This window comes from Paenibacillus sp. S29 (assembly GCF_049319765.1).
Taxonomy (GTDB): Bacteria; Bacillota; Bacilli; order Paenibacillales; family Paenibacillaceae; genus Paenibacillus; species Paenibacillus polymyxa_B.
On the sequence record NZ_JBMOUI010000003.1, the window covers coordinates 197,500 to 211,865 of the forward strand.

The 14,366-nt window shown below is 43.3% G+C and carries 13 protein-coding genes; 12 read left to right on the forward strand and 1 reads right to left on the reverse strand.

The window, feature by feature from the left end; all coding sequences use genetic code 11:
• Positions 1-50: 50 nt before the first annotated feature.
• On the forward strand, positions 51-761 hold the full coding sequence (locus ACL9RM_RS06400; RefSeq protein ID WP_069291650.1) for a DUF1361 domain-containing protein: 711 nt from the start codon (positions 51-53) through the stop codon (positions 759-761).
• Positions 762-817: 56 nt separating this feature from the next.
• On the opposite strand, the gene ACL9RM_RS06405 is transcribed toward ACL9RM_RS06400, so the two are convergent.
• The gene (locus ACL9RM_RS06405) at positions 818-1,747 is read right to left on the reverse strand and encodes an ArsR/SmtB family transcription factor (RefSeq protein ID WP_250268032.1); all 930 of its coding nucleotides are present in this window, start codon (positions 1,745-1,747) and stop codon (positions 818-820) included.
• Positions 1,748-2,255: 508 nt separating this feature from the next.
• Here ACL9RM_RS06405 and ACL9RM_RS06410 point away from each other — a divergent pair.
• The 11 genes from ACL9RM_RS06410 to ACL9RM_RS06460 all read left to right on the forward strand — a co-directional run bounded on the left by ACL9RM_RS06410 (position 2,256) and on the right by ACL9RM_RS06460 (position 14,314).
• A complete protein-coding gene (locus ACL9RM_RS06410; protein ID WP_069291652.1) occupies positions 2,256-3,599 on the forward strand; it encodes an ABC transporter substrate-binding protein in 1,344 nt (447 codons plus the stop codon).
• Positions 3,600-3,692: 93 nt separating this feature from the next.
• Positions 3,693-4,583, forward strand: a complete 891-nt coding sequence (locus ACL9RM_RS06415; protein WP_250268033.1) for a carbohydrate ABC transporter permease — start codon at positions 3,693-3,695, stop codon at positions 4,581-4,583.
• Between the two features lie 27 nt (positions 4,584-4,610).
• Complete coding sequence (locus ACL9RM_RS06420; protein ID WP_250268034.1) at positions 4,611-5,453, forward strand: carbohydrate ABC transporter permease; 843 nt, start codon at positions 4,611-4,613, stop codon at positions 5,451-5,453.
• Positions 5,454-5,533: 80 nt separating this feature from the next.
• Positions 5,534-6,919, forward strand: coding sequence for an arabinan endo-1,5-alpha-L-arabinosidase (locus tag ACL9RM_RS06425; RefSeq protein ID WP_069291653.1), 1,386 nt, complete (start codon positions 5,534-5,536; stop codon positions 6,917-6,919).
• 40 nt (positions 6,920-6,959) lie between these two features.
• On the forward strand, positions 6,960-7,931 hold the full coding sequence (locus tag ACL9RM_RS06430; RefSeq protein WP_250268035.1) for a family 43 glycosylhydrolase: 972 nt from the start codon (positions 6,960-6,962) through the stop codon (positions 7,929-7,931).
• 357 nt (positions 7,932-8,288) lie between these two features.
• Positions 8,289-10,397 carry a class I SAM-dependent methyltransferase gene (locus ACL9RM_RS06435; RefSeq protein WP_250268036.1) on the forward strand — a complete coding sequence of 703 codons (2,109 nt, stop codon included), beginning with the start codon at positions 8,289-8,291 and terminating at the stop codon, positions 10,395-10,397.
• A gap of 90 nt (positions 10,398-10,487) precedes the next feature.
• Positions 10,488-11,027, forward strand: a complete 540-nt coding sequence (locus ACL9RM_RS06440) for a GrpB family protein (RefSeq protein WP_250268037.1) — start codon at positions 10,488-10,490, stop codon at positions 11,025-11,027.
• 25 nt (positions 11,028-11,052) lie between these two features.
• Positions 11,053-11,703 carry a hypothetical protein gene (locus ACL9RM_RS06445; RefSeq protein WP_422759359.1) on the forward strand — a complete coding sequence of 217 codons (651 nt, stop codon included), beginning with the start codon at positions 11,053-11,055 and terminating at the stop codon, positions 11,701-11,703.
• Positions 11,704-11,794: 91 nt separating this feature from the next.
• On the forward strand, positions 11,795-12,220 hold the full coding sequence (locus ACL9RM_RS06450) for a VOC family protein (protein ID WP_250268039.1): 426 nt from the start codon (positions 11,795-11,797) through the stop codon (positions 12,218-12,220).
• Positions 12,221-12,449: 229 nt separating this feature from the next.
• Positions 12,450-12,923, forward strand: a complete 474-nt coding sequence (locus ACL9RM_RS06455) for a MarR family transcriptional regulator (protein ID WP_235308061.1) — start codon at positions 12,450-12,452, stop codon at positions 12,921-12,923.
• A 155-nt stretch (positions 12,924-13,078) separates the two neighbouring features.
• Positions 13,079-14,314, forward strand: coding sequence for an MFS transporter (locus ACL9RM_RS06460; RefSeq protein ID WP_250261769.1), 1,236 nt, complete (start codon positions 13,079-13,081; stop codon positions 14,312-14,314).
• Positions 14,315-14,366: the final 52 nt, after the last annotated feature.

Below are 14,366 nucleotides of genomic sequence, written 5' to 3' on the forward strand. Positions count from 1 at the left end.
GACTTAAAAAGACGTATATACGCATGCTCAGGCAGGAGGTAGATGGAAACTTGCTGTTAAGAAGGAAGGGTTACAAGCTGCCCAGTTTGTTGGGAGTGCTGCTTGTAGCTACGTTGGGCTGTTTCGGACTCATTATGTATTTACAGTCCACAAGTGGAACGAGGATGTATCAATTTCTGTATTGGGATATATTCCTGGCCTGGGTTCCGGTCTTTATCACTCTGGGAATGATGGCTTTATCCCGACTGCGAAGTACAAAAGTGAGGAGTATTCTTTTATTTTTCTCCTCAATTGTATGGTTGTTTTTTCTGCCGAATGCTCTTTATTTGGTGACTGAGTTACTTCATGCGTTTCGTTTTTACGATGTGAATCCTGATACACGTTTTTGGTTGAACACACAATTTTGGTTAATCTTATTTACGTCTTTTTCAGCAGCAGGGCTTGGCCTTTTTCTTACATCCCTTTGTGTATTGGTGATCCACCATATGCTGAGGAGGATTTGTTCAGGTGGGCTCGCATGGGCTGTAGTTTTTGTGTTGTTGTGGCTGGCCAGCATAGGCGTATATATTGGTAGATTTGCTCGCTGGAATAGCTGGGACATATTATTGCAGCCACTGGTGCTCCTTACGGATATTTGGAGATGGGGAGTACATGCAGTACCAAGGCTTCATTTACTGTCCTTTTGCTGGTTGGTGTTTGGGATAGCAGTCATTTTTTATTTATTGATCTATATCTCTTTAAGTGAGGATCAGGATATTTAGGCCGAGGACATGTATTCAATGAATACAGGCTTCGGCCTATTTTTACATGTGGCGTGTCAGGAGTTGGCGTTGTCCTCCCCGTGCACATCATAAAGCACACGCACAAGCAGATCCTGACTGAAATTTCCGAATCTTTTGCCAAAAATAGTGAGCCCACCTTTGTTTTCCGATTGATCGGTTACGGATAAGCGGAGTGTAATGTCGCTTCTATAGTTAAGGTTAATATCGTCTATTGTGACTTCGGAAATGCGGCACCCGTCAATGAAGCTGCCTTGCTGATTGATGCGAATTAATTTGAGCATACCATATTGATTTAAATGCGGTGGCCACCAATCTGGATTGAGAACCCCCGGCACTTCTCCAAAATCTCCGGCGCTGGTCCAGTGCCCAATAGGGATACCGTTAATGTGAAAACAAATGTCGGAGGGATATTCCTCACAATAGCAGGGTGCTTCTGAGCCTAGTTCTGCGGAGAATTGAATTTCTTTAAAGGATTGATTCGCTTTCAGATAGTTGGGGATGCGGTATTCCAAAAAGCCTTCGGCCATCCAGATCATTTCCGACTCCAGCCGCCCGGGATCTGCAAAATAGCGTGGATCATCAAAATCGCCGATAATGCTGTCTCGGGTCACCAATCCACAAGTGGGGGACGCTTGATAGTTACTATAATGACCTACGCGAATCTCAACCTCATACACATTTTTTTGTTCTCTGCTGCGCAAATCTACCATTAGCTTATCCTTGTTCAAATAACACATTTTTCGGGTACCGTGCTTGCCGCTCACCGTATTGATCTCCACAAGACCGCATTCTTCCAATTTTCGAATATGCATTGTAATTGTACCGTTACTCAAATGAAGTTTGTTGGCAATGTCATTCATACTTTGTCCCTGGTAAGCAAGTAACTCGAGAATTTGAATGCGGATTTCTGAACCCAGTGCTTTAAAAATATCTAACCCTGATATTAAGTTCTTAATATAAATCATAGCTATAGACCATCCTTATCTATAAAAATTGTAATGTAAGCGCTTATATATTTACTTTGATTTATGTTAAAATAAAATCAAAAAGAAGTAAACTTCTTTTTTGTAAATTTTTTTTACTAAACCAAGAGAGGAGCGAATTGAACTCCAAATTAGGGATTACTTCATAAATAAATCGTATTTAAGATTTATTTATGGTTTTTTTGATGTAAATAAACTTAAATACGATTTAATTTTGCTTTCCATGTTACTCTAACCTATGTTTTATAACTATTTAAAAAGATTGAAAAATACATTGACGAACCGAGGAAAGGCATGCTATATTTTGTTTGTAAACGAATTCATTATTGATAAAGAAAAATGTTAATTATAAGGTACATGAGAGGGATGATAATCACAGCGGCAATCAACAACGGGTTGTGTACCGCACAGTTAAAGATTAGGCCGAGTGGTATGAAATTATTTTAGCACCGATTGTATGCGGTTTCATTTAAATTTAGGAGGGGTCGCGTTGATAAAGAAAAAAGGTTTTGCAATAACAATGGTTGTTCTGTTGTTAATGGTGGCTGCACTGGCTGGTTGTAGTGGGGGAAGTTCCAGTAGTGATGGAAGTAAGGAACTGACATTCATGTTCCGTGGTGGAACAGATGAACAAAAGGCTTATAAGGAAGTAATCAAGAAATTTGAAGAGGAACATCCTGGCGTAAAGGTTAAAATGGTCGTGACGGCAGCAGATCAATATGCTACAAAGCTTAGAGCTGCGATTACAGGAAACAACCTCCCAGATATCTTTTATTTTGCCCCTGGAGATGTGAAAGCTTATGTAAACAGTGGGGTGTTGAAGAATCTCACTCCTTACATTGAGAAGAACAAGGATATTAAACTGGATAACATCTGGAAATACGGTATAGATTTGTATCGCTATGACGGCAAAATGGCCGGTCAAGGAGATATTTACGGTATGCCGAAGGACTTAGGTCCATTCGCACTTGGCTACAACAAAACGATGTTCGAAAAAGCGGGCGTGCCTTTGCCTGATAAAGACAAACCGTATACATGGGATGAGTTCATCAAGGTCAACCAAGAGTTGACCAAGGATACCAATGGTGACGGCAAGCCAGATCAATACGGTACAGGCTTTAACGTTCAGTGGGCATTGCAAGCCTTTGTATGGAGTAATGGGGCTGATTGGCTGGATGAGAGCAAAACTAAAGTAACGATTGATGATCCGAAATTTGCGGAAGCGCTTCAGTACTTTGCTGATATGCAAAACAAATATAAAATCACACCTGGTATTGAACAATCACAAACATTGGACACATACCAACGTTGGATGAAGGGCGAAATGGCATTCTTCCCGGTAGGTCCTTGGGATATGAGTACATTTGAAAAACTGCCATTTGAATATGATTTGCTGCCGTTCCCAGCCGGATCGACTGGCAAATCGGCAACATGGATTGGTTCTCTGGGTATCGGCGTTTCCTCTAAAACAAAATACCCGGATGAAGCTGTTGAACTGGTTAACTATCTGACAACTTCTAAAGAAGGAATGAAGCAGCTCGTAGATGCCAAGGTACAAATTCCGAATCTGTTGGATATGGCTGATGAATGGTCCAAAGATACGAAAACCAAGCCTAACAATAAACAAGAGTTTATTGATATCGTGAATGACTATGGACGCTCATTACCAGGCAACTATACGTATAATGCAGAATGGTACGATATTTTCTTCACAGATATTCAACCTGTACTGGATGGTAAAATTACGGCGGCAGATTATGTGAAACAAGAACAACCGAAGATGCAGAAACTGCTGGATAAAGCGGTGGAGCAAGAGAAAAAATCACAGAAATAATGCGTAAATAGAGGAAAAAGGGATGATGTTAGTGGCTAAATATCATGCTGCTAACATCATCTTCATTCCAAATTAGAAACAGAGGTGAGCCCTGTGATAACCAAATCTAATCTCTACCGCAAAGAGAAGGTATATGGATACTTATTTATTCTTCCACCTATTCTCGGTCTGCTAATCTTTACGTTATTCCCGTTTGTCTATTCGTTATACGGCTCTTTTACAGACTGGGACGGATTGGGACAAATGAACTTTATTGGCCTCGACAATTTTAAAGATTTATTTAACGATGAGCTCTTTTATAAATCGATGTACAATACTCTTTTCTTAATGCTGGGTATTCCGATCGGTCTTGTACTAGCTTTACTGCTGGCACTAGGTTTGAATCGCAAGATTCCAGGTACGACAACATTTCGTGTGATTTACTATATCCCGGTTATTTCTTCGTTGGCTGCCGTTTCTATTATGTGGAACTGGGCATACAACGGAGACTATGGTTTGGTGAACCAATTCCTCGAAATATTCGGTATTAAGGGTCCTAACTGGCTGATGGATAAAGATACGGTCAAACCGGCCTTGATTCTCATGACCGTCTGGAAGGGTCTTGGATATACGATGCTGCTATATTTGGCAGCCCTGCAAAGCGTATCTCGCTCTTATTATGAAGCAGCAGAGCTAGATGGAGCTAGCGGATTCCAGATGTTCCGTAATATTACATGGCCAATGGTGAAACCAGTAACCTTCTTCCTGGTCGTAACTAATATCATTGGTGGTTCGCAAATCTTTACTGAAATGAACATTATGACACCTACAGGGGGTCCGGAATACTCATCCGCCTCAATCGTCTTTTATATTTGGGATAAGGCATTTAAAAACCTGCAAATGGGATATGCCTCCGCGATGGCTATGATTCTCGGCATCTTCATTTTTATCGTAACTTTGATTCAATTTAAAATGAATGAAAAATCGTCCTTTGATGGGGATTGATTTTCGCGGAAAGGAGTGAGTCTGATTATGTCCCATAGTCAAAAAACGAAAGTTACCAATATCATTATCTTTATTGTACTAGCGATTGGAGCGATTGTGATGATCGCACCGCTGCTTTGGATGCTGTCCACTTCGGTGAAAGAAAAGCAGGATGTCTTTGCTCTTCCACCAGTATGGATACCAGAGGTGTTCCAGTTTGGCAAGTATAAGGAAATTTGGGAAGCAGGACCTTTGTTAAGCGGGATCAAGAACAGCGTGATTGTGGCTGTAAGTGTTACCGTTGTAGGTACCTTCACATCCAGTGTGGCCGCTTTTGCATTTGCAAAGCTGAAATTCCCTCATAAAAACAAACTGTTTTTGGCACTCATCGCATCTATGATGATTCCATACCCAACGGTTATGATTCCACAGTTTATGATGTTTTCCAAACTTGGCTGGGTCGATACACTTTTGCCTCTGATCGTTCCAGGTTTGTTCGGAAATGTAGTTATGATCTTTTTCCTACGGCAATACTTGCTTAGCGTACCGGATGCCATTATCGAAGCTGCGAAAATTGACGGAAGTTCTTATTTCCGACTCTATTCGTCGATTACGTTCCCGCTCATTAAGCCGGCAGTTGCGGCACAGCTTATTTTATGGTTCATGGGGATTTGGAACGATTATTTGGCACCGATTATTTACTTGAACTCACCAGAAACGCAGACATTGCAGCTGGTTATCGCGAATTTTAATGCGACTTACGCCATTCAGACGGACTATCCGCTTATTATGGCAGCATCGATTATAGCATTGTTACCTGTACTGATTATATTCTTGATCTTCCAGAAACAAATTATTGAATCGGTTGCCATTTCGGGTGTCAAAGGTTAATTGACACTTGGAGGGGACGGATGAATGATGTAAGGCAGTCGCAATATGTAATGGGTAAAGGAAGGAGGAGAATAACAGTTATGGTTATGCTGCTCATGCTGGGTCTATCCGGCTGTGGGGATAACACTCCGGACCCTGTGTATCCGCAGGCTCCGCCTCCCGATCACTTGTATGATCAGAGTACGATTAACGATGAACAGCGCTGGACCATTAACAATGCACATGACCCGGCGATTATCAAAACAGATCAAGGCTATTATGTCTACTCAACGGATGTAAAGACAGGTGGAGAATTGAGACCTGGTGTCATGGTACGCAAATCGACTGATCTGATTCACTGGAATTGGGTTCAGTATGCACTCCCCGGCATTCCAAAGGAAGCAGAGGCGTGGTCATCCGCAACCAATCTGTGGGCACCGGACATCATCAAGGTGGGTGATACCTATCGGATGTATTACTCCGCTTCTACCTTTGGCAGCACACGGTCTGCGATTGGATTGCAGACATCCAGCTCCCCGGAAGGCCCTTGGAAGGATGAGGGGCTGGTCGTTAAAACAGGAGAGCATGACAAGCTGAATGCGATTGATGCCAATCCGGTGCTGGATGCAGAGGGAAATCCATGGATGGTATACGGCTCTTTTTTCGGCGGTATCTATATTACACCGCTTGATCCCCAGACTGGAAAGCTCAAAGAATCTGGCTATGGTAAAAATATCGCTGCCAGAGATCGGGCAACTGAGGACGGTGCTGTAGAAGGGCCTTACATTGTGTACAATCCAATGTTCCGTAAATACTACTTGTTCGTCTCGTATGATTCTTTGTTTGAGGACTACAATGTTCGTGTTGCCCGTTCAGATTCTATCACAGGCCCTTATGTAGACATGAATGGACATGATATGGCAGATACCAGCTATTTGCCTCAATACGAGATTGGAAACAAGGTATTGGGCGGTTATCGGTTCAGCGAAGGAGAAGGCTGGGTTGCGCCAGGTCACAATTCTGTCCTGAAGGACGGTGCGGATTATTATATTGTACATCATGCGCGGGGAGAAACGGACAAGAGCTGGCCGTACCTGCATGTACGCAAAATATTGTGGACGGCAGAGGGCTGGCCGGTCGTCTCTCCGGAGCGCTATGCGGGCGAAAAGGAGCAGGATATACCCAAAAGGCTATTATCCGGCAACTGGGAGCGCATCGTGATCAGGCAGGAAGTAGACGGCCAGGTGGAAGCTGAACCGCTCCGTCTGGAAGATGGAGGACGGGCAACCAGCGGTTCTCTTGAAGGTCACTGGAGTTTTGATGGCAAGCGTACTCTAACAATGGATTGGAGCACTACATCCGCAGGAACAAAGGAAGAATTGTTATTGCTTCCTTCATGGGACTGGGAGCTTGGTCGCCATACTTTAATTTTCACGGGTATGAATGAAAAAGGAATTTCCATTTGGGGAAAACGTATCAGCGATTAATTGTTTGAACTACATACTACACATAGAGGAGAGAATAACCATGAATCAATCTGTACCCATTAATAATCCGGTCATTGAGCAACGGGCAGACCCTTGGATTTACAAGCATAGTGACGGATACTATTATTTCACCGGATCTGTGCCAGAGTATGACCGCATTGAGGTTCGACGAGCAAGTACTATTCAAGGCTTGAGTACAGCAGAGCCTGTCGCAGTGTGGCACAAATATGAAACGGGCCCGTTAAGTGCGAACATTTGGGCACCGGAAATTCATTATATTAACGACAAATGGTACATTTATTTTGCAGCAGCTCGTACAACGGAAACGAAGGAAGGCCTGTTCGACCACCGGATGTTCGTGCTGGAAAATGATTCAGCTAATCCTCTGGAAGGGGAATGGGTGGAAAAAGGACAGATCAAAACCCGTTGGGAGACGTTCGCTCTCGATGCGACAACCTTCCAGCATAATGGAGTTCTGTATTATGTGTGGGCTCAGAAGGACCCGGACATCGTCGGTAATTCCAATCTGTATATTTCTGAAATGAGCAATCCATGGACGCTGCGCGGTGAGCAGGTCATGATCTCCACTCCTGAATATGATTGGGAAATCATCGGTTTTAAGGTGAATGAAGGAGCAGCAGTTCTGAAACGGAACGGGCGGATCTTTATCAGTTATTCAGCTAGCGCCACAGACCACAATTATTGCATGGGCCTGTTGACAGCAGATGAGAATGCGGATTTACTTGATCCGAAATCATGGACGAAATCACCTGAGCCGGTATTCTGCACCAATGAGGAAACAGGACAATTCGGGCCAGGTCATAACAGTTTTACGGTTGCTGCTGACGGTAGCGATGTAATCGTATATCACGCCCGGAATTACAAGGAAATTACAGGTGACCCGCTGTATGACCCGAATCGTCATACACGTGTTCAGCCGTTCAACTGGAAGGAAGATGGAACACCTGATTTTGGTATTCCAGTACCCGATGGCGTTCCTGTTGATAAATAAGCGAAATCTATTATAGATGGTTGACGTGTCACATAGCGACGCTATAACTTTATAAAACATCGCAGAGAAATGATTTTGCTGCGTCTAACAATATCAATGAGATATCTTCGGCCTTAGGCTGGAAGGTATCTTTTTGCTTTTGGGAGGGAGAGACGTCTCGGAAACTATGGGAACTTTAAATCAGGTTATGTGAAGACTAGAATATGTCAAGCGATTAATTGATACAAATGTTTAATATTTTCCACGAGATGGAAGCTACAAATGTATGGTAAAGTGTAATATATACAAGGTTTTATCCAAATATCCTATCCAAAGTCTCCTGTGCATACCGAATCCGAATTACACGAGGTGAGAAAAATGCTGCAATCGTTAAAAGCCATTGCTAATTACAGGAAAGAAAATGATCTGGCCTGGGATACACCGACTTGGCTAAAGCTGCTTGTTTCGGCTGAGGAGCGTATTGTTAATCTGGAACGCATTCGATCCATAGGTGAGTTAAAGGATGCCAATCCTGTACTGGATTACGTGGAGCGTACGTTGCTTATTTTGGACGGACTTCCATTGTCATTCTGGGTTAAAGAGCTACTGGAGGATGTTTTGGTATGGTCTGAGACAGCCAAAGGAGGCACAGTCCGCGAGCGGCTACGCTGGCAGCATGAGGGTATAAATTTATTTGTACATAATATCGGCTCCTCCCAACTGTATGTCAGACAGGCTCAAGCAGAGTCCCCTGCTTACCCGCGCAACAGCATGACCCGAATTCTGATTGAGACACATGGATTAATTGGACAATATATACGGGGAGAAATTCCATTTGCGGAAAATCGACTGCTGCTTGAAATTACTCGTAAGGGCTGGCTGAGCCCTGAGGAACTGGAGCTTGTTTTACGGGCTCTGAACGAATGTATTATCGCCGGGGTAGAACCTGCATTATGGGACCAAGTACGCGGGGAAGTGGAGGAGCTAATCGGTTGGATTGCATGGGACAACGCACCTGTAGTCTGGAGTGTAAAGGAACGATTGAAGAGATTGCGGTCGGTTTCGATACATGCAGGGGAGCCGTTTGAGCAGGCTTACGCCGAGCTGGAGCGGGAGCTGAATGTAGAGAAGGCGCTGGCTCCGCTAGAGAATCGGACACTTTGGTATGTAGAATCCGCTTTGCAGGATTTTTCACTTCAAGAACTGGTCAAGGTATTCTTACTCACACTGAGGGATGGTACAGGACAGGAACAGTCGGCAACGGTACGGCATATCAGTTTTGAATCGCTTATGAATACGATGTATTATGACTATCGTGGTGTTAAGAAAATTAACGTATACAAAAAACGAATGATAGAAAAATACTTAAGCTCACTGTCCTGGCAGGACATTTCAAAGGGAAAACGGAAGCATAATCCTCATTTGAGTGTAACTGTAGAGCATAAAGAGGAGCTGCCAAGTACCGTATTTTTCAATTTTGTATTTTCATCAGCTGCTGAAAAACTGATCGACTTTTGTATTGAGGCAGAAAAGACGCCTCTGTATGACAAAGCAGTCCTGCTGCTGTTCGATCTGTTCGGATTACGGCGTGATGCTTATGATCGCTTTCACAATGAGGAAACGTATCTTACAGATATGAACCAGACCGTAGATTACAAAAGGGTCATTTTGGATTATGTGACTGGAACCCGCATACTGGATATTGGACCCGGCGGGGGCGTGCTGTTGGATCTGATCGAACAGGAAAGACCAGATGCGAAGCCATTAGGTCTTGATATTTCTGTGAATGTCATTGAGGCACTTAAACGTAAGAAGCAATCGGAGCGCCATCGTTGGGATGTCATCAAAGGAGATGCGCTTCGGTTGGAGGAATATGTGGAAACGGGGAGTATGGACACGGTTATCTTCTCTTCGATTCTTCATGAGCTCTATTCCTACATCGAACGAGATGGAAAAAGGTTCAACTCACAAACAGTGGAAGCTGCTTTGCAAAGCGCTTATCGTGTACTTGCACCCGGCGGACGCATTATCATTCGTGACGGTATTATGACCGAACCAGTAGAACAGCGCAGACGCATTCGATTTTTGGAGCCGGACGGAATGGAATGGCTGATGCGGTATGCGCAGGATTTTGCGGGCCGCCACATTGAAATAGAGCGTGTGGGGGAGCATGAGGCTGTTTTGCCAGTAAACGATGCGATGGAATTTCTATATACCTATACATGGGGGGCGGAAGCCTATGTGCATGAAGTGCAGGAGCAGTTTGGTTATTTTACCCCGTCACAGTATGAAGAGCGTATTCGTAACACACTTGGACCACAAGCGATTATCAGGGTGAGCCGCCACTATTTACAGGAGGGCTATGCCGAGGCGCTGTCCAGCCGTGTTGAGTTCATGGATGAGCAGGGCCAGTGGGTTCCTTTGCCAGACAGCACCTGTCTGATCGTGATTGAGAAGCCGAATGATAGGGCTGGAATTGCTGAATGATTTTTAATTTGAACAAGAAAATGCCTTCTGATTTGTGCCAAGCACGATTAGAAGGCATTTTTTAGAAAGCTAGTGGAGGTGTGTTCATGTATGTCCTCGCAGGTGGAAATATCCGGGTATGACCCGCAGTGGGCTGAAGAGTATATGCGAGAGAAAAGGAAAATTGTAGAGGCTCTCAGAGATGTATGTGTTGGCATAGAGCATATCGGTAGTACGTCCGTTCCCGATCTGGGAGCCAAGCCTATTATTGATATTATGGTTGGAGTGGAAGAGTTGGCAAGTCTACAATCCGAACATCGAGAGCGTCTACAAAGGTTTCAATATGAATATGTACATAAGCCTGATTTTCCAGAGAGAGCTTTCTTTCGCCGTGGAGAATGGGGAGCTGGGACTCATCACTTGCATATTTACAAGTATAAAGGTGAGCATTGGGAAAACCATTTATTGCTCAGAGATTACTTAAAAGCGCATCCTGAGAGCCTGCGAGCGTATGAGACTTTAAAAAAAGATTTGGCGCATCAATTCAAACATGACCGTGCAGCGTATACCGAAGCCAAGGGACCTTTCATTCGGCAGATAGTTGAGCAAGCAAAGCTTGAAAGACAAAAGCAGAGACAAATGGAATTTTAGTACGCATGGACAAGGTGGAGGTATGATGAAGAATATGATGCTTGATGCACAGGTAACGCCGAATGGTTTAAAAGAGAGAATGATGCTGCTGTCAGCGCTGGATATTATATTGTCTCCAGAAGATTGGTTACGCATGTATCGTATGCAGTCTGAATGGTCTGGTGATGTGTGTCTGGGTGAGGTGAACAACGGCGCTGGAGATACGATTCATATGCTATGGACGTGTGGAGGTGTGCTGTTGAAGGGTTTTGACCACGAATCCCCTGTAAGTCCTCATGCGAGAGACGAATATGAGGTCTGGCCGGGCATGTATGACGGCGTGCCTGATGATATGATGGAGCTTTTGGAAGATGAAGCACTGGAGAAGGAGGACGTTACCTTTTGTATGTGGAGGGAAGCGGGAGATAAGGAGTGGAGTAAGGGCAACACGAACTTTCCTGAGGGATATGACGATGGCTCATCCTTTTTACTGGGGAAAATTATAGTTACACCGGAGGAATATCAGGATTGGGCTGAAAGTTACTATGAGTTGCCGATTTCTCTAGGAGTGGTAAGCCAGATTTTCAACGGCGTTCCGATCACTGCACAGATGATCTCTGCGCTTCATCCACAGCGTAACGTTACGGAAGCGATAAAGGAGCTAAAGCAGCTTGGCGTTCAAGTGCATGAAAGCTAAGAATACAGATTTGTTTTTCTTGACAAGTTTTGTATATAATACAGGAAAAATGCTGGGTTAATCACCTCGAATTAAAGGAGCTGTGTTGAAGATGTCCAAACGTTTGATTCCTTACATCACGATGGATGGAAATGCAAAAGAAGCAATCGAATTTTATAAAGAGGCATTGGATGCTCAACTGCTTTTTATTCAAACCTTTGGAGAAATGCCGGAAAACCCCGATTTTCCCATTCCCGCAGAGGTCAAGGAACGTGTGGGACATGCTACCCTTAAAGTGGGTGAGACAGAGCTCATGTTTTCTGATACCTTTCCCGGATCACCGTTTAGCAGTGGGAATCAGGTGAGCATCTGTATTACAACCGATAGTGTGGAGCAAGCTCAAAAAATGTTTGATGCTCTACAGCAAGGAGGACAGGTGGGAATGCCTTTACAGGAAACCCATTTTAGTCTAGCTTATGGGAATGTAACAGACAAGTTTGGTGTCACCTTTCAAATATTCACAGAGGCTCGGTCTTAAGAAATGGAAAACGGCTCGATTCCGCTACTTTAGCGATCTGGCCGTTTTTTGCGTGTATGTCCTCGTCTGAAGAATAAATATACATACAACATGGGGAGTGATATCTTTTTTACCCTGCTTGCCGTTAGTAGATTAGCTTTAATTACTGAATGCTTAGACGCTTGTTGAAATAGAAACAAAAATATATTATATTATGTTGTTAATGCACCAACGGGTGGGAGGACAGGCCATGAACAAAGAAGAACAAGTCATGATGGGGTTCAGGGACTTATATAACAAGATGGTTTGGCTTAATAAGGATAAGATGGAAGACAGTCTTAAGGGTTATAAGTCTTCTGAAGTTCATTGCATCGAATACATTGAAAGAAATGTAGATTCCAACGTGACAAAACTTGCGGAGTCCCTTTATATGACTAGCGGTGCCATAAGTAAAATAACTAAGAAGCTCATAAAAAAAGGCATTATCGAAAGCTACCAGAAGCCGGATAACAAGAAAGAAATCTATTTTCGGCTTACGGAGCAAGGGAAAGTAATCTATAAAATCCATGAGGACTTGCATAAAGAGTTTCAAGAGCGAGATAAAGCCGTGTTTGAACAGGTAACCGAGGAACAATTTGATAGTATGCTTAGCTTCGTGGAAAAGTATAATAGGCATTTGGATGCGGAAATAAAGAAACAGGGTATAGATATTAAGTCGGAATAAATCTGAATAATGAAAATCAAATCACAGGCAGCCGGGCTCTATTGAGAACAGGCTGCCTTTTTTTTGCTATTATTTTGTTGCCGAGGAAGCAAAATTGTGATACGATGTTTTTGCTTCCAAGGAAATAAAAACATAGCCTTTGAGGGGAGAATTTAATGTTCAAATTTAGATCACACAATGAACAGAACACAGAACAAACCGTAGATAAACACGCTTTAATATTCGGTCTTATCTCTGTGTTTCTTTGCGGAATAGGCTTCAGTATCATAGCACCTGTCGTCCCTTTCTTAGTACAGCCTTATATAAGCAATCCGGGAGAACAAGCTATCGTTGTCACGCTGCTGACTTCTGTTTATGCCTTCTGCGTGTTTTTTGCGGCCCCCGTGCTTGGAGCTCTGAGTGACAAATATGGCCGTCGTCCATTGCTCTTAGTATGCCTTTTGGGTTCCGCAATCGGGTACTTGGTTTTTGGCATAGGAGGAGCTCTATGGGTACTATTTGCGGGACGCATAATAGAGGGTATAACAGGTGGGAGCATAAGCACGATCTTCGCCTATTTTGCAGACATCATTCCTACAGAACAGAGAACTAAATACTTTGGATGGGTGAGTGCGGTTGTAGGTGTAGGTACCGTCATTGGCCCAACTGTAGGCGGGTTACTTGCCAAGTTTGGTTATTCTGTACCCATGTATTTTGGAGCAATTATAACTTTAGTGAATGTTATATATGGATTCTTTTTTATGCCTGAGAGCCTTGACAAGAAACATAGACTGAAAGAAATTACTTTTGTAAGACTTAATCCATTCATACAGCTTGCAAACCTGCTTTCCATGAAAAACTTAAACAGGCTACTTATCTCGGCATTCTTACTTTGGATACCCAACGGATCTTTACAGGCCGTTTTTTCACAATTTACAATGGATACTTTTAGTTGGAAGCCTGCACTAATCGGACTTATGTTCTCAATTATGGGTGTCCAAGACATTATCTCACAAGGTTTCATCATGCCAAAGCTTTTGAGAAAACTTAGTGATAAACAGATAGCCATTCTTGGAATGGTTTCGGAGATTATAGGCTATAGTCTTATTGCGCTATCTGCTTTGTTCTCATTCTATCCTCTTTTTATCGCTGGAATGTTTATATTTGGTTTTGGTGATTCAGTCTTTGGGCCTTCATTCAATGGGATGCTCTCCAAGTCTGTTGATTCTAGTGAACAAGGAAGGATTCAAGGAGGTAGTCAATCTATTCAGGCTTTAGCAAGAATGATGGGGCCTATCATTGGAGGTCAAATCTATGTATCACTTGGTCATGCCGCACCCGCTTTTATGGGTATGATTCTTATAGCAGTGGCCATACCAGTTTTATATAAGAGAACGCATGTGAATATGTAAACTACTGCTCGAAGCTTTCCGGAACCACCTGCATAGCAGGTAGTTTTAAGAA